Source organism: Leptotrichia sp. oral taxon 221, assembly GCF_018128245.1.
Lineage (GTDB): Bacteria > Fusobacteriota > Fusobacteriia > Fusobacteriales > Leptotrichiaceae > JABCPH02.
On sequence record NZ_CP072378.1, the window covers coordinates 1,048,848 to 1,067,508 of the forward strand.

Sequence of the window (18,661 nt, forward strand, 5' to 3'; positions counted from 1 at the left end):
CCTTTTCACTTAATCTATCAAACTTTTTAAATTATATTTTAAAAATTATACAATTCATAAATCAACTTTTGCGGAATCTTTTTATCCAATTCCCATAATATTTTCATTGGTTTATCGCCTTGACTGCTGTAATATTGTGCATTTCCTAGATAAATAAAAGGATTAGTCTTATTTCCATTCATAAAAGCATATTTTCGTATAAAAATATGAACTTTGAAGCCTTTTTCTTTATGATGAATAAACATTTGTCCAACGCTTGAATTATGAGAAGTTTTTGGTTGACTTATCCACTGAATAATATCATCTGCAAATAATGAATTGTCATACTTTAAATTCTCTTGAAAAATGTGCGTTTTATCAATTGTCGCAAATAAGCAAATATCTTTATCAGTATTTGCATAACCGGCTCTCCAGCTACCTTTTGGCACCTTAGAATCAAGTAATATTTGTAATTCCACTCGCTTATATTCTTTATACGAAATGAGAATATTTTCGTTAAATTCATCTAAATCATTTCTTTTAAATTCATTCAAACCTAGATAAATTAATTGTTTCAATCGATTTATAAAATTTGATTTATTTACTTTTTGGTTAGATTTTATAGTACTTTTTTCATTTAATTTTCCATTTGAAAATAATTTTTCATATTTTTTAGAAAATTTATAGCCATAAAGCGTTTTTTCTAAAATCTCATCTTCCGTCAATTCCTCAAATATCCTATTCAAAAGGTAATTTTTTTCAAAATTTCCTTTGATATCAAAAAACTCCTTATATTTGTTTAATAAATCATTGTTATTAATATATTCTTTTCCAGTTGCCAAATAATCAATAATTAAAAAGGTAAACGGCTCAACAAGTGTTAATTTCTTTTCTAAATATTCTAAAAATCCAATTTCAGTTTTATTTAATGGATTTTTCTCATTTTCCTTTTTAAAAACTTTAGAATCTTCAAATTGTAATTGAGCGTTATAAAATGAATGCATTTTTAAGCATAATTCCTGAAATAACTCAATATGAGTATCAAAATCTCTCACTTGTAAAAACTCATCTTCAGATTTCCCAATTTCAGCTTTATAATCTAAATACATTTCCTTTAAAATATTTTTTGAACTAAAATTAATTTTTTCTATTTTTTCAATAATACGATTTTGGCAAATTCTATCTAACTCTACATAACAAGATTTTGGAATATTTGAAAATTGATTTTTAATTTCATTTATAATTTTTTCTTTTTTTGTGAATAAAGTATCTTTATTATCAACTTCACTCGAAAAATAATTTATTAATAAATAATCTTTTTTGTGATTTCCAATAAAATCAATAATTGTCACAAAGTCTTTATTTTTAGCCTTTCTAAGACCTCTACCAATTTGCTGAATAAAAATTGTTGATGACATTGTCGGACGTAAAAACAATAATAAATTTATCGTTGGTATATCAATTCCTTCATTTAAAATATCAACTACACATAAAATTTCTATTTCCTTGTTTTTGAATTTTTCTAAAATTTCTGTTCTTTTATTAGAATTAGTTTGAGCTGTTATTGTATCAGCTTTGTAGCCTTTTTTCTTAAATTCTTCTTTCATAAAAAAAGCATGTTCAATATTCTGACAAAACGCAACACCGCTCAATTTATCACCATCAAACCCAAATTTTTTAATTTTTTCAACAATATAGTCTGTTCGTCTATTTAACATTAAATTTTCTAATAATTTTTCCTCATCATATTTTCCATTTCTATACGGAATTTTACTATAATCAACTAAATAATCATTTATTCCAAAATAATGAAAAGGAACTATCAAATCTTCTTCAAGAGCCTCTTTAATATTAATTTCTTCTACTACATTGTAATCACATAATTCTAGAATGTCTTTCCCATCCATTCTTTTTGGCGTTGCAGTCAAACCAAGTAAAAATTGTGGCTCAAAATGCTCCAATACTTTAACATAGCTATCCGAACTCGAATGATGAAATTCATCAACAACAACATAATCAAAATGCTCTCTTTCAAATTCTTCGTAGCAATTTCGTAATGATTGAATTGTTGCAAACACCATTTTTTTATCAAATTCCTTCTTTCCTGCAAAAATTCTCCCCAAATTTTGTTTATGAATATTCAAAATCTTTGAAAAAACGTTCATTGCATTTTCTAGAAGTTCTTCTCGATGTGCAATAAATAGAATTTTTCCATTTTTGATATTTTCTTTATTTGTTTTGTGATTATTGAACAGTTTTTCAATTTCATTTTCAACATTTGATTTATTATTATAAAAATTTTTAATATCCATTGCTGCTAGAAAAGTTTTCCCAGTACCAGTAGCAGCAATTACAAGGCCCTTTTTATTACCTTTTTTTCTAGTAGTCATCAACTTTTCCAATGCTTTTTTCTGCATACTGTTAGGCTCAAAATGATTTTTCTTTTCCTTCGAGTTTCTATAATCAAATGTTCCTTGAATAGAAATGTTACTCTTGTAGTTTTCATACTCTCTCACAAAATCTTCAGTCAATTCAATCGCTTCATTACTTTTCCATAAAGTCTCAAACTGCTTTAACGATTTTCCAAAAATATCAAAAAAACTACTATTCGTTAGTTTCACATTCCATTCCTCTGCAGAATACAAAGCACTTTGACTAATATTCGACGACCCAATTATCACGCTGTGATATTTCTCTTTTTCAAAAAAATATGCTTTCGTATGAAAACTTTCACTTGAATTATTATAAATCTTAACTTTAATATTCTTATACTCCAAAAGCTTTTTCAGAGCCTTAGAATCCGTGATATTCAAATAAACAGAAGTTATAATCTCACCACAAACTCCCTTTTCTTCAAGCTCATCCAGAACACTAATTAAAAGCTGAATCCCGGAATACCTTATAAAACTCACAATAAAATAAAATTTCTTACAACTTAACAATTCTTGTTTCAAATATGTAAAAAAATTACGAAATTGCAACTTTTCATTAGTAATAAATTCATTAATATTTCCAATTATTTCATTATTTTGTCTTTTTAATGGCAGTTCGAAATGAAAATCCATATCATCAATTTTTTTATCATTTTTATCATAATTAACATCATAATCAAAATTAGAAAAATGGGAAGAATCAGAAATTAAATTCAGAAAATAAAGCTGTTTTTCAGTAAATTCAATAACCTTTTGATAGTCACTTGATTCTATAAAACCTTTAATTTTCTCTGAAAAACTTTCTAAAACCTCAAATTCTAAATTTTCTTTATATTCTGATATTTCTAAAGTTCTATTATTAGTTTCTTTTTCATCTTCATTTTCCAAATAACTCGTGTTACCTATATTAACCGATTTTCTCATTAAAATATTTCTTTTCACTTCCCACTCCAATTTCTTTTTTGTCACTTAACTTAAACTCAAAACAACATAAATTTACAAAAATGATTATTCTTTTACTAAAAAATCCCAAATTCTACTATTTGCAGTCTGATTCTTCATCATCTTAAAAAATATTCTAAACATTATTAAAACATCATAATAACTTCCATGTAATTGGCTTTCCTCAAATGGTATCTTATAAAAATTAGCACATTCCATAAGTTTTGGCCATTTATAATTTCCACAAGAAGAACCTTCAACTTTAACAATGTCGATATTTGAAAGCATTGTATCAAATTGATTTCGTAGTGGAAAATCTATAAAACTTCTATCAAATTTAATATTATGTGCTACAAAATGATTTGTATCCTGACAAAACATAAAAAAGTTATCCATATCTTCCTTAAAAGTTAAAGGATATTCAATACCAGTACTTTGAATTATATTTTTTCTCTCGCTAAGGATAACATCATCTGTTAGACCATTTACATTAATAGCACCTTCATTCAGTTCTTCTCCGTCGTTTCTAAAATAAAATCTATTAAATTCTTCTAATTTTGTCCAACGTTCTTTTTCTATTTCTGATTTCTCAGAATTATAATTAACCTTTATCGCAGACATTGACAAGACTGAACTTCCTTGAAACCCATTCGTTTCAACATCAAAAAATATTATATTTCTATCTATTTTGTTCATATTCACTTTTTTATCTCTTTCCCACAAAAATTAGTCATTTAATTTTAAAACTGATAAGAATGCTTCTTGAGGAATTTCAACATTTCCTATTGCTTTCATACGTTTTTTACCTTCTTTTTGTTTTTCTAATAATTTTTTCTTACGTGTAATATCTCCACCATAACATTTAGCAAGCACATTTTTTCTAAGAGCTTTAATTGTCTCTCTCGCAATAATTTTCGTACCAAGTGCAGCTTGTAACGGTATTTCAAATTGTTGTCTAGGAATAACCTCTTTCAATTTCTCAACAATGGCTCTTCCTCTATAATAAGCATTATCCTTATGAGCAATAAAAGAAAAAGCATCTACAGGATTTCCACTAACTAAAATATCCACTTTTACCAAGTCCGATTCTTTATAACCAATCATTTCATATTCAAATGAAGCATACCCTTTCGTACGTGATTTCAATTTATCATAAAAATCAATTACAATTTCTGCAAGAGGCAAATCATAACTAATCATTGTACGAGTATCATCAAGATAATTCATGTTTATAAACGTACCTCTCTTTTCTTGACAGAGTTCCATAACATTACCAACAAAATCTTTTGGAACAATAATCGTCCCTTTTACATATGGTTCCTCAATATATTTTTTACCTTCTGGAAATTCTGCTGGATTATCAATTACTGTCATTTCTCCTTGCTCAGGCGTCACGTGATATTGAACTGACGGTGCTGTTGAGATCAAATCAATATTAAATTCACGACGTAGTCTCTCTACAACTATTTCCATATGCAAAAGTCCTAAAAATCCACATCTAAATCCAAATCCCAATGCAAGTGATGTTTCAGGTGCATAAGATAACGACGCATCATTTAATTGCAATTTTTCCAACGCTTCTCTCAAATCTTCATAATCATCAGTAGAAACTGGATAAACTCCAGCAAAAACCATACTTAATGCTGGACGATATCCCTCAAGTGCCGTACTTGTAGGATTTTTTACATGAGTAATTGTATCTCCAACTTGTGTATCTTTAATTGATTTAATACCAGTAATAATATATCCAACTGAACCAGCTGATAATTCCTTCACTTCTTTCATTTTAGGTGAGAAAACTCCAACTTCCAATACATCAAATTCCTTATCAGTAGACATTATTTTAATTTTATCTCCTTTAGAAATTTTACCTTCTATAATTCTAATATACGTAATAACCCCTCTAAAGTCATCATAATGCGAATCAAAAATTAATGCTTTTAAAGGATTATCTACTTTCCCTTTAGGTGCTGGAATAAATTTAATAATCGCCTCTAGCAAATCCTCAATTCCAAATCCAGTTTTTCCAGAAACAAGAACCGCATCATCAGCTGGTAACCCGATAACATCTTCAATCTCTAATTTAACCTTATCTGGATCAGCCGAAGGTAAATCAATCTTATTTATTACAGGCAATATTTCCAAATCGTTTTCCAACGCCAAATAAACATTCGCCAACGTTTGTGCTTCAATTCCTTGAGCCGCATCAACAACAAGCAAGGCCCCATCACAAGCAGCAAGAGATCTAGAAACCTCATAAATAAAGTCAACGTGTCCTGGAGTATCAATTAAATTTAATTCATAAGTTTCTCCATCTTTCGCTTTATAATTCAAAGTAACAGCTTGAGCCTTAATTGTAATTCCTTTTTCTCTTTCTAAATCCATACTATCAAGCAACTGATCTACCATTTCTCTTTGCGTAACAGTCCCAGTCATTTCCAGTAACCTATCCGCAATAGTAGATTTTCCATGATCAATATGCGCAATTATCGAAAAATTCCTTTTATTTTTTTGATCTAACATACTATCTTTTTCCTCCAAATTTACTAAATTTCTTACTAATTATCTAATATTAATAGCCATATCACTTTAAATTTAACTTTAAAAATTTTGACTAATTTCTAAACGATTCTTAAATCTTATCATAAAAATAAATCTCATTTTATTCATATGATTTTATTAGATAGATTCAAGTATATATTGCTTTTTATTATATAATAATTTATTAAAATATACAAGTAGATTTTCTCAAAAGACAAATCTCAATTCTTTTCATTACAATTATTCTAAAATAAAAAAAGTACTTACAAACCTTCCAACCCTAAAATTATCCAGTTTTTCAGTACTTTTATTCACACTATAATCTATCCTAATTATTTATGTTTCTTATAAGCTCTAATTCTATTAGGCAATGAGAACAATTTAATAAATCCTTCCGCATCTTTATGACTGTACAATTCACTAGATCCAAATGAAGAAATTCCTTCATCGTATAAAGCAAAATCAGTAAATCTTCCAGCAATCTTAATGCTACCTTTATACAATTTCAATCTAATTGTTCCTGTAACATTTTTAGAAGTTTCATCAACAAATGCATCCAATCCTTCTCTTAATGGTGTAAACCATTGTCCAGCATATGTAATATCAGCATATTTTCTTGAAACTAATTTTTTGAATTCAAATGTATCTTTATCTAAAATCAATGTTTCCAAATCTTTTAATGCTTCCATTAACAATGTTCCACCTGGTGTTTCGTAAACTCCTCTAGATTTCATTCCAACTAATCTATTTTCTACGATATCAATTACCCCAATACCATTTTCTCCAGCAATTTTATTTAATTTTCTCAATAAATCAACAGGTTCCAATACTTCACCATCAACTTTTACTGGCCATCCTTCTTCAAAAGTAATGTCTACATAAGTTGGTTTATCAGGTGCTTTTTCAGGAGGTGTAGTCATAACATAAACGATATCCTCTTTATGTTCATTTTCCAATCCTTCAATATCTCCACCTTCATGAGAAATGTGCCATAAATTTTGATCTCTTGAATAAATTTTTTCTTTTGTAACATTTACTTTAATGTCAAATCTTTGTGCATAGTCAATCGCATCTTCTCTTGAACTAATATCCCAAATTCTCCAAGGTGCAATTATTTGTATTGTTGGATCAATAGAGAAAATTCCAGTTTCAAATCTTACTTGGTCGTTTCCTTTTCCAGTACATCCGTGACAAATATATTTAGCTCCTTCTTTATGAGCAACTTCAACCAATGCTTTTGAAATAATTGGTCTTGCAAATGAAGTTCCTAATAAATATTTGTTTTCATAAACTGCTCCAGCTCTTAATGCTCTAAAAGCATAATTTTTTACAAATTCTTCTTTTTTATCTTCCACATAAACTTTAGTTGCTCCAGATTCAATTGCTTTTACTTTTACAGCTTCCATATCTTCATCTTGCCCTACATCTACGCAACAAGCTATTACCTCTAAATCATAATTTTCTTTTAACCAAGGTATAATTATCGATGTATCTAATCCACCTGAATACGCTAATACTACTTTATCTTTCATATTTTCAGTCCTCCTGTTATAAAATTGTTATATCATAACTTATCATATTTGAAGGATATTGTCAACTTGATATTTTTAAATTTATTACACCGCAATTTTAGAAATCTTTATAAAAAAAATCACAATCAAATTAAGACTGTGACTTTTTCATAAATACTTACTTTTTATTATTTAGCACTATTTAAAAAAATTATTTTACAGAAGCTTCATAAATTTCTTTAATAGCTTCAGCCAAATCTTTGTTAAATTCATCATCACTTTGTTGTGCTGACAATCCTTCAGTTAATGCTCTTGAAAAACTTGCGATAACTCCTTTATTTTTAGCAAGAATTTCGTTTGCTTCTTTTCTTGGATAACCTCCTGATAATGCGACAACTCTTACAACTCTTGGATGTTTTGTCAAATCTTCATAAAAGTTTTCAACTGTTGGAAGTGTAACTTTTAACATAACATTTGAAGTTTCAGGCAATTTATCAAGATGTTTTTTTATTTCATTTTTCAAAATAGTTTCGCATTCTGCTTTATCAACATTGTGAATATCTACTTCTGGTTCAATAATTGGAACAAGTCCAGCTGCAATAATTTTATCTGCAACTTCAAATTGTTGATCTACAACTTTTGCAATTCCTGTTTGAGATGCTTTTTTAATAACAGAACGCATTTTTGTTCCGAAAATATGTCTTTCGTTTGCTCTTTTCAAAAGATCATCCAATCCAGGAATAGGTTTCATAACTTGAACTCCGTCTTCCAATTCTTCTAGTCCTTTATCAACTTTTAAGAAAGGTAAAACTCCTTTTTCTTCCCACAAAAAGTCAGCTGTATATTTATCATCAATTTTTCTATCCATAGTTTGTTCAAATAAAATAGCTCCTACAATTTCCTTATCATTAAAGGCAGGACTTTTTATAATTCTAGTTCTCATTTTATGAATCAAGTCAAACATTTCTGTATCATTAGAATATTCACTTTCATCAATTCCATACAATTTTAAGGCTTTCGGAGTACTTCCACCACTTTGATCCAATGCTGCAATAAATCCCTTTCCGTTTCTCATTCTTTCTAATCTTTCTTTCATCTTAATCTTCCTCCTAATTTTATAATAAAATAATTCGATTTTCAAAATCTATTATTTATATTTTTATCATAGCACTTTTTTTTAAAATGTCAAGTGTAAAAATTTTAATAATACTTTTATTTTTTTACTATTTAAATATTAATTTAGTTATAGAATTTTACAAAGTTTACAGGCGTATAATAACAAATATGAAGAAATTAGGAGGAATAAATTATGGAAAATAATGTTTTATTGGCGGTATTTAAAAATCAACTTAGTGCATATGAAGTTTTAAATAATATTAAAAGTAATTTTATTGGTAAAAATTATGTGATTACTGAAGCAGCAGTAGTTAAAAAAGAAAATGGAAAAGTAGTTTTCAAAGAAGGATTTAAAGTTTCTTCAGATGGTAACATAGGATTTCTTTCTGGTGGATTATTAGGGGCTTTTGTTGGAGTTATTGGAGGGCCTTTAGGAATTTTATTGGGCGGATCATTAGGAGCATTGATTGGCGGTAATAGAGGAAATTCTTCAGATCAAGTAAAATCTGGAATTTTATCTGATACTACTAAATATTTGACAGATAATAACTTTGGATTGGTTTTACTTGCAACTGAAGAAGCAAATTCTGAACTTGATAACTATTTAAAAAAATATGATGAAGAAGTTATTTTAAGAAAAGATGCAAATACTGTTCAAAAAGAAATTGAAGTTGCTAAAGAATATGAAAAGGAATTATACAAAACAGCTGCTTATGATGAATTTAAAAAGAAAGCAAACGAAGAAACAGACAAATTTAAAAATAGAGTGGATGATGTTCTTTCAGATTTAAAAGATAAATTTGAAGAAGCTGATAAAAGACTTAAATTGGAAGTTGCTAAATTAAGACAAAGATTAAAAAAATAGTCAACTTTATTTTATTTTGATAGATTTATACTTAAATAAAAAATCACAATCATTTAAGACTGTGATTTTTTTCTATTACTTCTTGTATCCTAAAGCTTTATCCCATTCAGAAATTCTCGAATTGTATTTTGCTAAAAATTCTTTGATTCCAGTACCAGAAATTTCAACTTTTCTCATAACATCGTTATTAGAAAGTTTTTTTACATTTTCGAAATCTTCTTTTGAAGCTACTTCTCCAAAAATTGTGTGTTTATCGTTTAACCATTCTGTTGGAACTGTTGTGATGAAAAATTGACTTCCATTTGTTCCAGGCCCAGCATTTGCCATAGCTAATTTACCTGCTGATGAAAAGTTTAATCCGTTGTTTACTTCATCTTCGAACTTATAACCAGGGCCTCCCATACCAGTTCCAGTTGGATCTCCACCTTGTGCCATAAAATTATCAATAACTCTATGGAATTTTAATCCGTCATAAAATCCATGTTGTGCTAAATTCACAAAGTTTGCAACTGTGACAGGAGCTTTATCTGGAAATAATTTTAAATTAATTTCACCTTTATCAGTTGTAATTTTTGCATTTATTTCTGTCTTTACTGTTATAGGTTTGATCTTAACTTTTTTAGTTTGTTTTCCAAAAACTGATGCTTGAACAGCAAACAATAGTAAAAGTGACATAAAAACTGTCATTAATTTCTTCATAATTTTTCTTCTTCCTTTCAATTTATTTTTATTAATTATACTACAAATTCTGTCAAAAATCTATTTTTTAAAATCAGAATTTTGTAAATTTATAAATTTTTTAGCTTTTTCCAATACCTCTTTTTGTAACCGATAAGTTAATAATTTTAAGGTATTTTCATAATTTAGCCAACTATAATCTTCTATTTCAGAATCATCAATTTTAAGATTCTCTCCATTTGTATATCCTAAAAAGAAACTCACTTTTTTCAAGGTGTTCTCATGAGGTACATAAGTTATTTCTGCCTTAAAATCAGAAATTATCTCTATATCAAGTCCTGTTTCTTCCTTCACTTCTCTAATCGCCGTCTGCTTTTCATTTTCCCCATGTTCAGTATGCCCTTTCGCAAATCCCCAATTTCCATTGTGCATTTTCACAATCAAAAATTCCTTATTTTCAGGATTATAAATTAAAGCTCCACACGATTTCTCATATTCCAATTTATCTGCCAATTTATACTTTTTCAATAAATACTTAACAATTTCTTCCTTTTTGTTTTCCAAAGTATTTTCCAAAACCAAATCATAAATCTTATTTTTAATTTTACTAATATCTACTGAATTAAATTTCAAATTAATTAAGTCAATTCCAGTAATATCCAAATCTCTAATATTTGGTATTTCTCCTTGCTTTTTAATCTCTTCTATTCGATGAATAAATTTTTTTAATAGCTCTTCGGTTTCTCCTTTATCAAATTTCCTTTTCGAATTCATATCAGCTTCCAATAAGTTCAAAAGTCTCTTAAAATTTCTAGTATCTAAATCAATAATCAATTTTTTTAAAGCCTTATCTGGAATATCATTGTATATTAACGAATGATTCAATATTATCTTTTTCACAGAAAATATCAATTCATTAGACACCTTTAGATAACGCAATTTTTCCTCAGCAATTAATGCACTCTCTTTTTCATAATTGTAAAATGACCTGTTCCCATCTGCATCAATTACCATTGTACTTATCTTACCAAGTTCATGAAACATTGCAGCTAACCGTGTTATCAAATCAACATCACACAATTCTATCGTTTTCAGTGTATGCTTAAAAACACTCTCTTCAGCTTTTGGATGATCAAGAGTGTAAGTATACTTGAATTCAGGAATTATATGCTCCAATATTTTTAATTTTTTCATTTCATTCAACGCTTTTGAAGAATAAGGCCCTAACAAAATTTTACTAATTTCATCAAAAATCCGTTCTTTCGATATCTTATTCAAAAATTTTCTCTTATCAAAAATAGCTTCAGCAATTTTCCTATCAAGCGAAAAACCAAACTTTGAAATAAATCGAAATGCACGCATTATCCTCAATGCATCTTCTTCAATACGTAATTTTGCTTTTCCTACAAATCGAATTATTTTCTTTCTCGCATCATTTTGACCATCGAATAAATCAATTAATCCCTTTTCATCATTGTAAGCCATTGCATTCACTGTAAAGTCTCTTCTCGCTAGATCATCTTCAATATTTTGAATAAATTTTACAGTTTTGGGGTAACGGCTATTTAAGATTCCTATTTCTTTACGATATTTCGCAATTTCATATTCTTTTCCATTAAGTGTTATCATTAAAACACCAAAATGCGGTTCAACTTCCTTAGGATCACAATTCAAAAAAATTCTCTTTAAATCGTTATAAGGTATATCGGTTGCAAAATCATAATCATCTGGTTCTATGCCAATGAGCATATCTCTAATAGCTCCTCCAACAAGAAATCCAGTTCCATATTTATTCAATTGTTCTAAAATGTATTTCACATCCTCGTTTAATTTAAATTGCATACCGATATCCTTTCTTTAGTTTTATTTTTTTCGCAATTTAGCGATATAGAATCCGTCTAAATACTCATTTTCATAAGAAATATACACTCCACCAAACTCATCTTCTATGGTTTTCACATTATTTGGAATTTTAACTTTTTCTACTTCTAAATCATTGTATTTTTCTAAAAAATACTCTAAGTTATTAGTATTTTCGTTTTTAGAAAATGTGCAAGTGCTATATATTATAGTACCATTCGATTTTAACGCCTTGTAAGCACTATCAAATATTTTCTTTTGTATTTTTTTCAATTTTCTAATATCATTTACTGTCAAATTGTAAATTTTTTCAGGCTTTTTACGTAAAACTCCCAGTCCACTACACGGAACATCTAACAATATTTTATCAAATTGTTTATTCAAATTTTCTATTTGAGTTGCATCATTTAATACAATTTCTAAGTTATCAAATTCATATTTTCTTTTTAATTTATTCAAAATCTTAATTTTATGCTCATGAATATCTGTTGCAACTAATAATTTTGGATTAAAAGTTTGCAAGATTGCTAAAGATTTACCACCTGGTGCACTACAAGCGTCTAAAACAGTTTCATTTTCCGTAATTTCAAGATTTTTCACTGCTAAATATGAAGATGCATCCTGAATAACGATGTCACCTTTTAAATACTCCTCTGTCTCAAAAATATTAGCATTTGACAAATAGTAAACTTCATCAACAGAAAATAAAATTTCCGTTCCAATTTTTTCTAAAATTTCTTCAAATTTTTCTTTTGTCAATTTTTTTGGACTGTATCGAACAGACAAATAACTTCTCGTTTTATATGACTTCATTATATCCAAATAATTTTCAGGATAATCAATTTTCAATTTATTAACAAACCATTGCGGATATGAATTTAAAATCCCATCCTTTTTATCTTCAGGAATTTGTACATCAATTTCTTCCTTATTTTTCAAAACATTTTGCAAAACAGCATTCACAAATCCAACTTGATGGCTATTAATTTTTTTCGCAATTTCTCCCGCTTCAAACAGAACTCCTGCATTATCTGATTCCATAAAAAACAATTGTGCAACTGATATTCTTAATAACTGTTTAATTTTTCGTTTTTGGATATTTCTAGTCGTTTTTTCAAGCAAATAATCAATGTATATCAAATTTTTTAATACAATATTTATCACATTTGTAACAAACATTCTTTCTTTTCTTGTATAATTTCTCGTACTAAAATAGTGATTTAATTGAATATTACTATACTTTCCTTCAGCTAAAATTTCATCCAACAAATTGACTAAATCGTACTTCATATTATTTTTTACAGTTTTTTCATTTCCTTTGATTTTTTTCATTTTCTATTTCCATTCCCATTTTACAATTTCAACATCTGTTTCATTATCAGCAAATACTTCAATTCCATCTGCACCAAATTTAGGTAAAATTTTTGAAGAAAATACTTCTTTTCCACCATTTATAAATACTTCAATACTAGAATTGTCTACAAAAACAGTTAATTCCAATTCATTAACATTATCAAGTGCCACTTTTCTCAAGCTTTTATCAACTTGTTCCCCTTTGGTTCTGTCTAACACAAATTTCTTATCAGCATAATCCAATTTTAAAATTGTTTCACTTTCTTTTCCAACTCTCAATTTCAATCCAACATTTCCTGTAATATTTTTGAATTTTGCATTTAATTCATATGTTGTTCCAGTTCCAACTTTTTCAGTACCTTTAACTTTTGAAGAAAATTCAATTTTTTCTCCTCTAATTGTTTCCATTTCCTTAATCGGCAATTGATAAAGTTTTCCATCAATAACTTTCAGTTCTCTCGGCAATGTCAAGCTATGAATCCAACCATTTTTTGTCATAGGGAAATCTTCTTCTTCTGGAACTCCCATCCAACCTACGATAAGTCTTCTACCTTTATCATCTTCCATAGATTGTGGCGCATAAAAATCATGTCCTCTATCAATTTCTACAAAATCTGAAGTAATTTCAAATTCTGGTTTTGCATAATCTAATTTACCAAAAAAATATCCAGTTTGATATTTATTTTGATATAAATCTCCTTCTGGCTCTAATCCTTGTGGCGACACTACTAATAAATCTACAATTTCTCCAGTTTTTTCATCTTTCAATTGAAAATAGTCAGGACATTCCCACATAAATCCAAAATCCTTTAATTTACCGTGATTTGCTCCTGCAATTTCTCCTTTAAATTTCCAATCTTTAATATTTTCAGAAGAATAAAGAACAACTTTTCCTTCTAATTTTTCACTCTGAATCCCAAGAACTGCATAATATTTTCCGTCTTTTTCCCAAATTTTTGGATCTCTAATATCTCTAGTGTATCCATCTGGCTGATTTACAATACTTGGTTCCCATCTTTCAAAATGCTCTCCATCTTCTGATACTGCTAAACATTGATAAGATTCTCTGTTTCCTTCGTCATCTTTTACATTCCCGGTATAAAACAAGTATAATTCCCCATCAATCACAATTCCACTTCCAGAATAAACACCATTTTTTGAATACCAAGTATCAGGTCTTAATGCTGTCTCACATCTTTCCCAATGCAACAAATCATCACTCACACTGTGTCCCCAAGTTTTATTTTTATGATCCACTCCTAACGGATTCCATTGATAAAACATATGATATTTACCTTTAAATTGTGTAAATCCATTTGGGTCATTTATCAATCCAACAATTCCTTGAACATGATATTTTTGTCTCCAAAAATCTTTAGCCACTCTCTCTTTATTTTCCAAAACAGCCTTTTCTTCATTTATTTTCATATCTTTAAAATCCATAGGTACCCTCGCATTCTTAAATTTTATATCTTAATTTTTTATTTACATATTCGTTTATATGATACCATATTTTTTTAAAGAAATGAATACCACAACCAACTGTTTTTTATTTTATAAGTAAAAAAGACTAGAATAATCTAGTCTTCTCCATCATATTTATTTAATTCTTATTAACTTTTATTTTTTTTAATTTTACTGATTTTCAAATCCACCTGTATAAAGTTGATAATAAGTTCCTTTTTCTTTTAACAATTCTTCGTGATTTCCTCTTTCAATAATTCTTCCTTGATCTAAAACCATTATAACATCTGAATTTTTGATTGTAGAAAGTCTGTGAGCAATTACGAATACTGTTCTTCCATGCATTAATTTATCCATTCCTTCTTGAACAATTTTTTCTGTTCTTGTATCAATACTTGAAGTTGCTTCATCTAAAATTAATACTGGTGGATCAGCAATAGCAGCTCTGGCAATTGCAAGTAACTGTTTTTGTCCTTGAGAAAGACTTGAACCGTCACCACTTAAATAAGTATCGTATCCTTTTGGTAAATGTTTTATAAAATGATGTGCATTAGCTAATTTAGCCGCATCAATCACTTCTTTTTCAGTTGCATCTAATTTTCCAAAACGGATATTATCAGCAACAGTTCCTGAAAATAAATGTGTATCTTGTAGTACAATTCCCAAAGATCTTCTTAAATCAGGTTTGTGAATCTTCTCAATATTAATGTTATCATATCTTATTTTCCCTGAATTAATATCATAAAATCTATTAATCAAATTTGTAATTGTCGTTTTCCCAGCACCAGTTGCTCCTACGAAAGCTATTTTTTGACCAGGTTTTGCAAACAATGTGATATCGTGTAATATTTGTTTTTCTTTCGTATAACCAAAATCAACATTTTCAAAAACAACGTCTCCTAATAATTGCTCATATGTTGTAGTTCCGTCCTTATGAGGATGTTTCCAAGCCCAAATACCTGTTCTTTCTGGTGTTTCTTCAATTTTGTTTTCATCATTGAATTTTGCATTTACTAAAGTTACATATCCTTCATCAAATTCTGGAACTTCATCTAACAATTTAAATACTCTCTCTGCTCCTGCTGATGCTAGAATTACTGATGTTAATTGCTGTGCAATTTGAGAAACTGGTTGATTTATAGTTTTTATAAATTGTAAGAATGAAACTAATCCTCCAATTGTAAATCCACCAACCCCATAAAATACAAATACCGAACCAATAACGGCTGTTAACACAAAGTTCATATTCCCTAAATTTCCAACAGCAGGCCCTAAAATATTAGCATATTTCATTGCATCATTTGCACTTTCAAACAATTCTGTATTTATTTTTTCAAAATTTTCTTTAGCTTCATTTTCATATGAGAAAACTTTTACAACCTTTAGTCCTTCAATCATTTCTTCTGCATAACCGTTAACTTTCCCAATATTTTTTTGCTGTGCCTTATAATTTCTCGAACTTTTTGTAGAAATTATTTTTATTGTTGTAATCATAATAATTATCATTAAAACAACGATTAATGTTAACGGTATATTTAAAATAAACATCGAAATTAAAACACTCACAATTGTTACAACTGACGAAATCATTTGTGAAAGGCTTTCCACCATCATTGCTCTTAATGTATCAATATCACTCGAATACACACTCATTATGTCTCCGTGAGCATTAGTATCAAAAAATTTAATTGGAAGACTTTCCATATGTTCAAATACTTCATCTCTCAATTTTTTCAACGTTCCTTGTGCTATAATTACCATAAAAATTCCATATAAATATGTAGAAATAATCGAAAAAACATAAACGATTATCATTTTTCCAATTATTGCTGCAAGTGGTGCAAAATCCACATGAGGTTTATTTATATTGGGAACAATAAATCCATCCATCAGTTGTTTCGTAAACATTGTCCCAACGACCATAAAGAATGAACTCAAAAATATGAAAACTATAACAGCAGTCATTCTAAATTTGTAATTTTTAAACATATATCCTAAAAGTCTGAATAACACTTTTATTTGATTTTTTTTAATCGAAACATTTGTTGGTTTTGCCATTATTTATCACTCCCTTCTGTTTGAGATTCATAAACTTCACGATAAATTTTATTTGTTTTCAATAATTCGCTGTGAGTTCCAATTCCTGTGATAACTCCATCATCTAATACAATTATTTTATCAGAATCTTTTACAGAAGAAACCCTTTGACCAATAATAATTTTCGTAATTTCTGGTAACTCTTTGTTAAAGGCATCTCTTATCAATCTATCTGTTTTTGTATCAACAGCACTTGTCGAATCGTCTAATATTAATATTTTCGGCTTTTTCAATAATGCTCTTGCGATACATAATCTTTGTCTTTGTCCACCAGAAACATTTGTTCCGCCACGTTCAATCATTGTATCGTATTTATCAGGGAATTTTTGAATAAATTCATCTGCTTGAGCAATTTTACATGCTTTTTCAATTTCCTCATCAGTTGCATTTTTATTCCTCCAACGAAGATTTTCTTTAATTGTTCCAGAGAAAAGTACATTTTTCTGTAAAACCATTGCCACATTGTCACGAAGAGTTTTAATGTCATAATCTTTTACATTTACTCCTCCAACCAAAATTTCTCCATTTAAAACATCATACAATCTAGGAATAAGCTGAACCAAAGCCGATTTTGCACTTCCTGTCCCTCCAATAATTCCCAAAGTTTCTCCAGACTTTACATCCAAATTAATATCCGTCAAATTCAACACGTCAGGATTATTACTATAACTAAAATTAACATTTTTAAATTTAATATCTCCAGATTTTACAACTTTTATCGGATTTTCTGGATTTCTTATACTTGGCTCTTCTGATAAAACCATCGCTATTCTTTCACCAGAAGCTCTTGACCAAATAATATTTACCAACATCATTGAAAGCATTAGCAAACTCATTAAAATATTAATCGTATAAGCAAACAAACTTGTCAATTCTCCAGTTGTTAACTCGTTTACAACAATCATTTTAGCTCCAAACCATGAAAGTAACAAAATACATGAAAATACTGTCAACTGCATTACTGGCGAAATAAAAATTATTATTTTTTCTGCTTTTAAAAATGTATCTCTTAAATCTAAAGTTGATTTTTTGAATTTAGAAATTTCATAATCTTCTCTAACATATGCTTTTACAACACGAACTCCATTGATATTTTCTTGCAAATCTGAATTTATTGTGTCATATTTTTTTGTTGCACTTGAAAAAATTGGATACACTTTTGAAATTAAAGCTGTTAGTGTACCTCCTAAAAATATAATTGCTACAATAAATATCATTGCTAATCTAGGATTTATCAAAAATGACATTACAGTCGCTACAATTAGCATTATCGGCGCTCTAACAAGTCCTCTAATAACCAATTGAAATGAATTTTGAATAATATTTATATCTGTTGTAAATCTTGTAATCAATCCAGCTGTCGAAAATTTATCAATATTTGTAAATGAAAACGATTGTATCTTAGAAAACATTGCTCTTCTAAGATTTCTAGCAAATCCAGCCGAAGCATGAGAAGCATATTTCCCAGCCAAAACTCCCACTGTCAAAGATAATAAAGTAACTACAATCGTTGCAATTCCAACTTCTACAGTTAAATTCATATCATTTTTATTCAAACCTTTATCAATTATAACTGCCATTAACGTTGGTATTAACATTTCAAAGATTACTTCTATAATAATAAATATCGGTGAAATTATTGTACTTTTTTTATATTCACCGATATAAGAAAATAATTTTTTTAACATTTTTTGGTCCCTTTCTTTTTATTTTTTTAATTAATAATATTTAATATAAATATTCTTCTCCTAAATTTTCATAAATAAATAAGAAGCCCAAAAAGGGCCTCATTAATTTCATTTAAAATATTTTTTTGTAAACTA

Annotated in this window: 12 protein-coding genes; 1 reads left to right on the plus strand and 11 read right to left on the minus strand. The window is 28.3% G+C overall.

What is annotated here, in order from left to right; genetic code table 11:
* Nucleotides 1–38: 38 nt before the first annotated feature.
* The 5 genes from J4863_RS04650 to J4863_RS04670 all read right to left on the minus strand — a co-directional run bounded on the left by J4863_RS04650 (nt 39) and on the right by J4863_RS04670 (nt 8,501).
* On the minus strand, nt 39–3,353 hold the full coding sequence (locus tag J4863_RS04650; protein WP_249111466.1) for a DUF3427 domain-containing protein: 3,315 nt from the start codon (nt 3,351–3,353) through the stop codon (nt 39–41).
* A 66-nt stretch (nt 3,354–3,419) separates the two neighbouring features.
* The gene (locus J4863_RS04655) at nt 3,420–4,049 is read right to left on the minus strand and encodes a 3'-5' exonuclease (protein ID WP_211617594.1); all 630 of its coding nucleotides are present in this window, start codon (nt 4,047–4,049) and stop codon (nt 3,420–3,422) included.
* Nucleotides 4,050–4,079: 30 nt separating this feature from the next.
* Nucleotides 4,080–5,876: a translation elongation factor 4 gene (gene lepA / locus J4863_RS04660; RefSeq protein ID WP_211617595.1), complete on the minus strand. Its 1,797-nt coding sequence runs from the start codon at nt 5,874–5,876 to the stop codon at nt 4,080–4,082.
* Nucleotides 5,877–6,226: 350 nt separating this feature from the next.
* Entirely contained in the window at nt 6,227–7,426 is a 1,200-nt protein-coding gene (locus J4863_RS04665) for an argininosuccinate synthase (protein ID WP_211617597.1), read from the minus strand.
* Between the two features lie 190 nt (nt 7,427–7,616).
* Entirely contained in the window at nt 7,617–8,501 is an 885-nt protein-coding gene (locus J4863_RS04670; RefSeq protein ID WP_178938149.1) for a fructose bisphosphate aldolase, read from the minus strand.
* A gap of 213 nt (nt 8,502–8,714) precedes the next feature.
* On the opposite strand from J4863_RS04670, the gene J4863_RS04675 reads away from it, so the two are divergent.
* Nucleotides 8,715–9,386 (plus strand): DUF1269 domain-containing protein, encoded by a 672-nt coding sequence (locus tag J4863_RS04675; protein ID WP_211617598.1) that lies wholly within the window; start codon nt 8,715–8,717, stop codon nt 9,384–9,386.
* A 75-nt stretch (nt 9,387–9,461) separates the two neighbouring features.
* Here the strand turns inward: J4863_RS04675 and J4863_RS04680 are convergent, their stop codons facing one another.
* From J4863_RS04680 to J4863_RS04705, 6 genes are all read right to left on the minus strand, one after another.
* On the minus strand, nt 9,462–10,085 hold the full coding sequence (locus J4863_RS04680; RefSeq protein WP_249111467.1) for a peptidylprolyl isomerase: 624 nt from the start codon (nt 10,083–10,085) through the stop codon (nt 9,462–9,464).
* Nucleotides 10,086–10,145: 60 nt separating this feature from the next.
* Nucleotides 10,146–11,906 carry an NUDIX domain-containing protein gene (locus J4863_RS04685; protein WP_211617600.1) on the minus strand — a complete coding sequence of 587 codons (1,761 nt, stop codon included), beginning with the start codon at nt 11,904–11,906 and terminating at the stop codon, nt 10,146–10,148.
* Between the two features lie 21 nt (nt 11,907–11,927).
* A complete protein-coding gene (rsmB, locus tag J4863_RS04690; RefSeq protein WP_211617601.1) occupies nt 11,928–13,256 on the minus strand; it encodes a 16S rRNA (cytosine(967)-C(5))-methyltransferase RsmB in 1,329 nt (442 codons plus the stop codon).
* 3 nt (nt 13,257–13,259) lie between these two features.
* Nucleotides 13,260–14,720 (minus strand): sucrose-6-phosphate hydrolase, encoded by a 1,461-nt coding sequence (locus J4863_RS04695; RefSeq protein ID WP_211617603.1) that lies wholly within the window; start codon nt 14,718–14,720, stop codon nt 13,260–13,262.
* Between the two features lie 192 nt (nt 14,721–14,912).
* Nucleotides 14,913–16,799 (minus strand): ABC transporter ATP-binding protein, encoded by a 1,887-nt coding sequence (locus tag J4863_RS04700; RefSeq protein ID WP_211617604.1) that lies wholly within the window; start codon nt 16,797–16,799, stop codon nt 14,913–14,915.
* Nucleotides 16,799–18,526 (minus strand): ABC transporter ATP-binding protein, encoded by a 1,728-nt coding sequence (locus tag J4863_RS04705; protein ID WP_211617606.1) that lies wholly within the window; start codon nt 18,524–18,526, stop codon nt 16,799–16,801. The genes J4863_RS04700 and J4863_RS04705 overlap by 1 nt, the downstream gene beginning before the upstream one ends.
* Between the last annotated feature and the right edge of the window lie 135 nt (nt 18,527–18,661).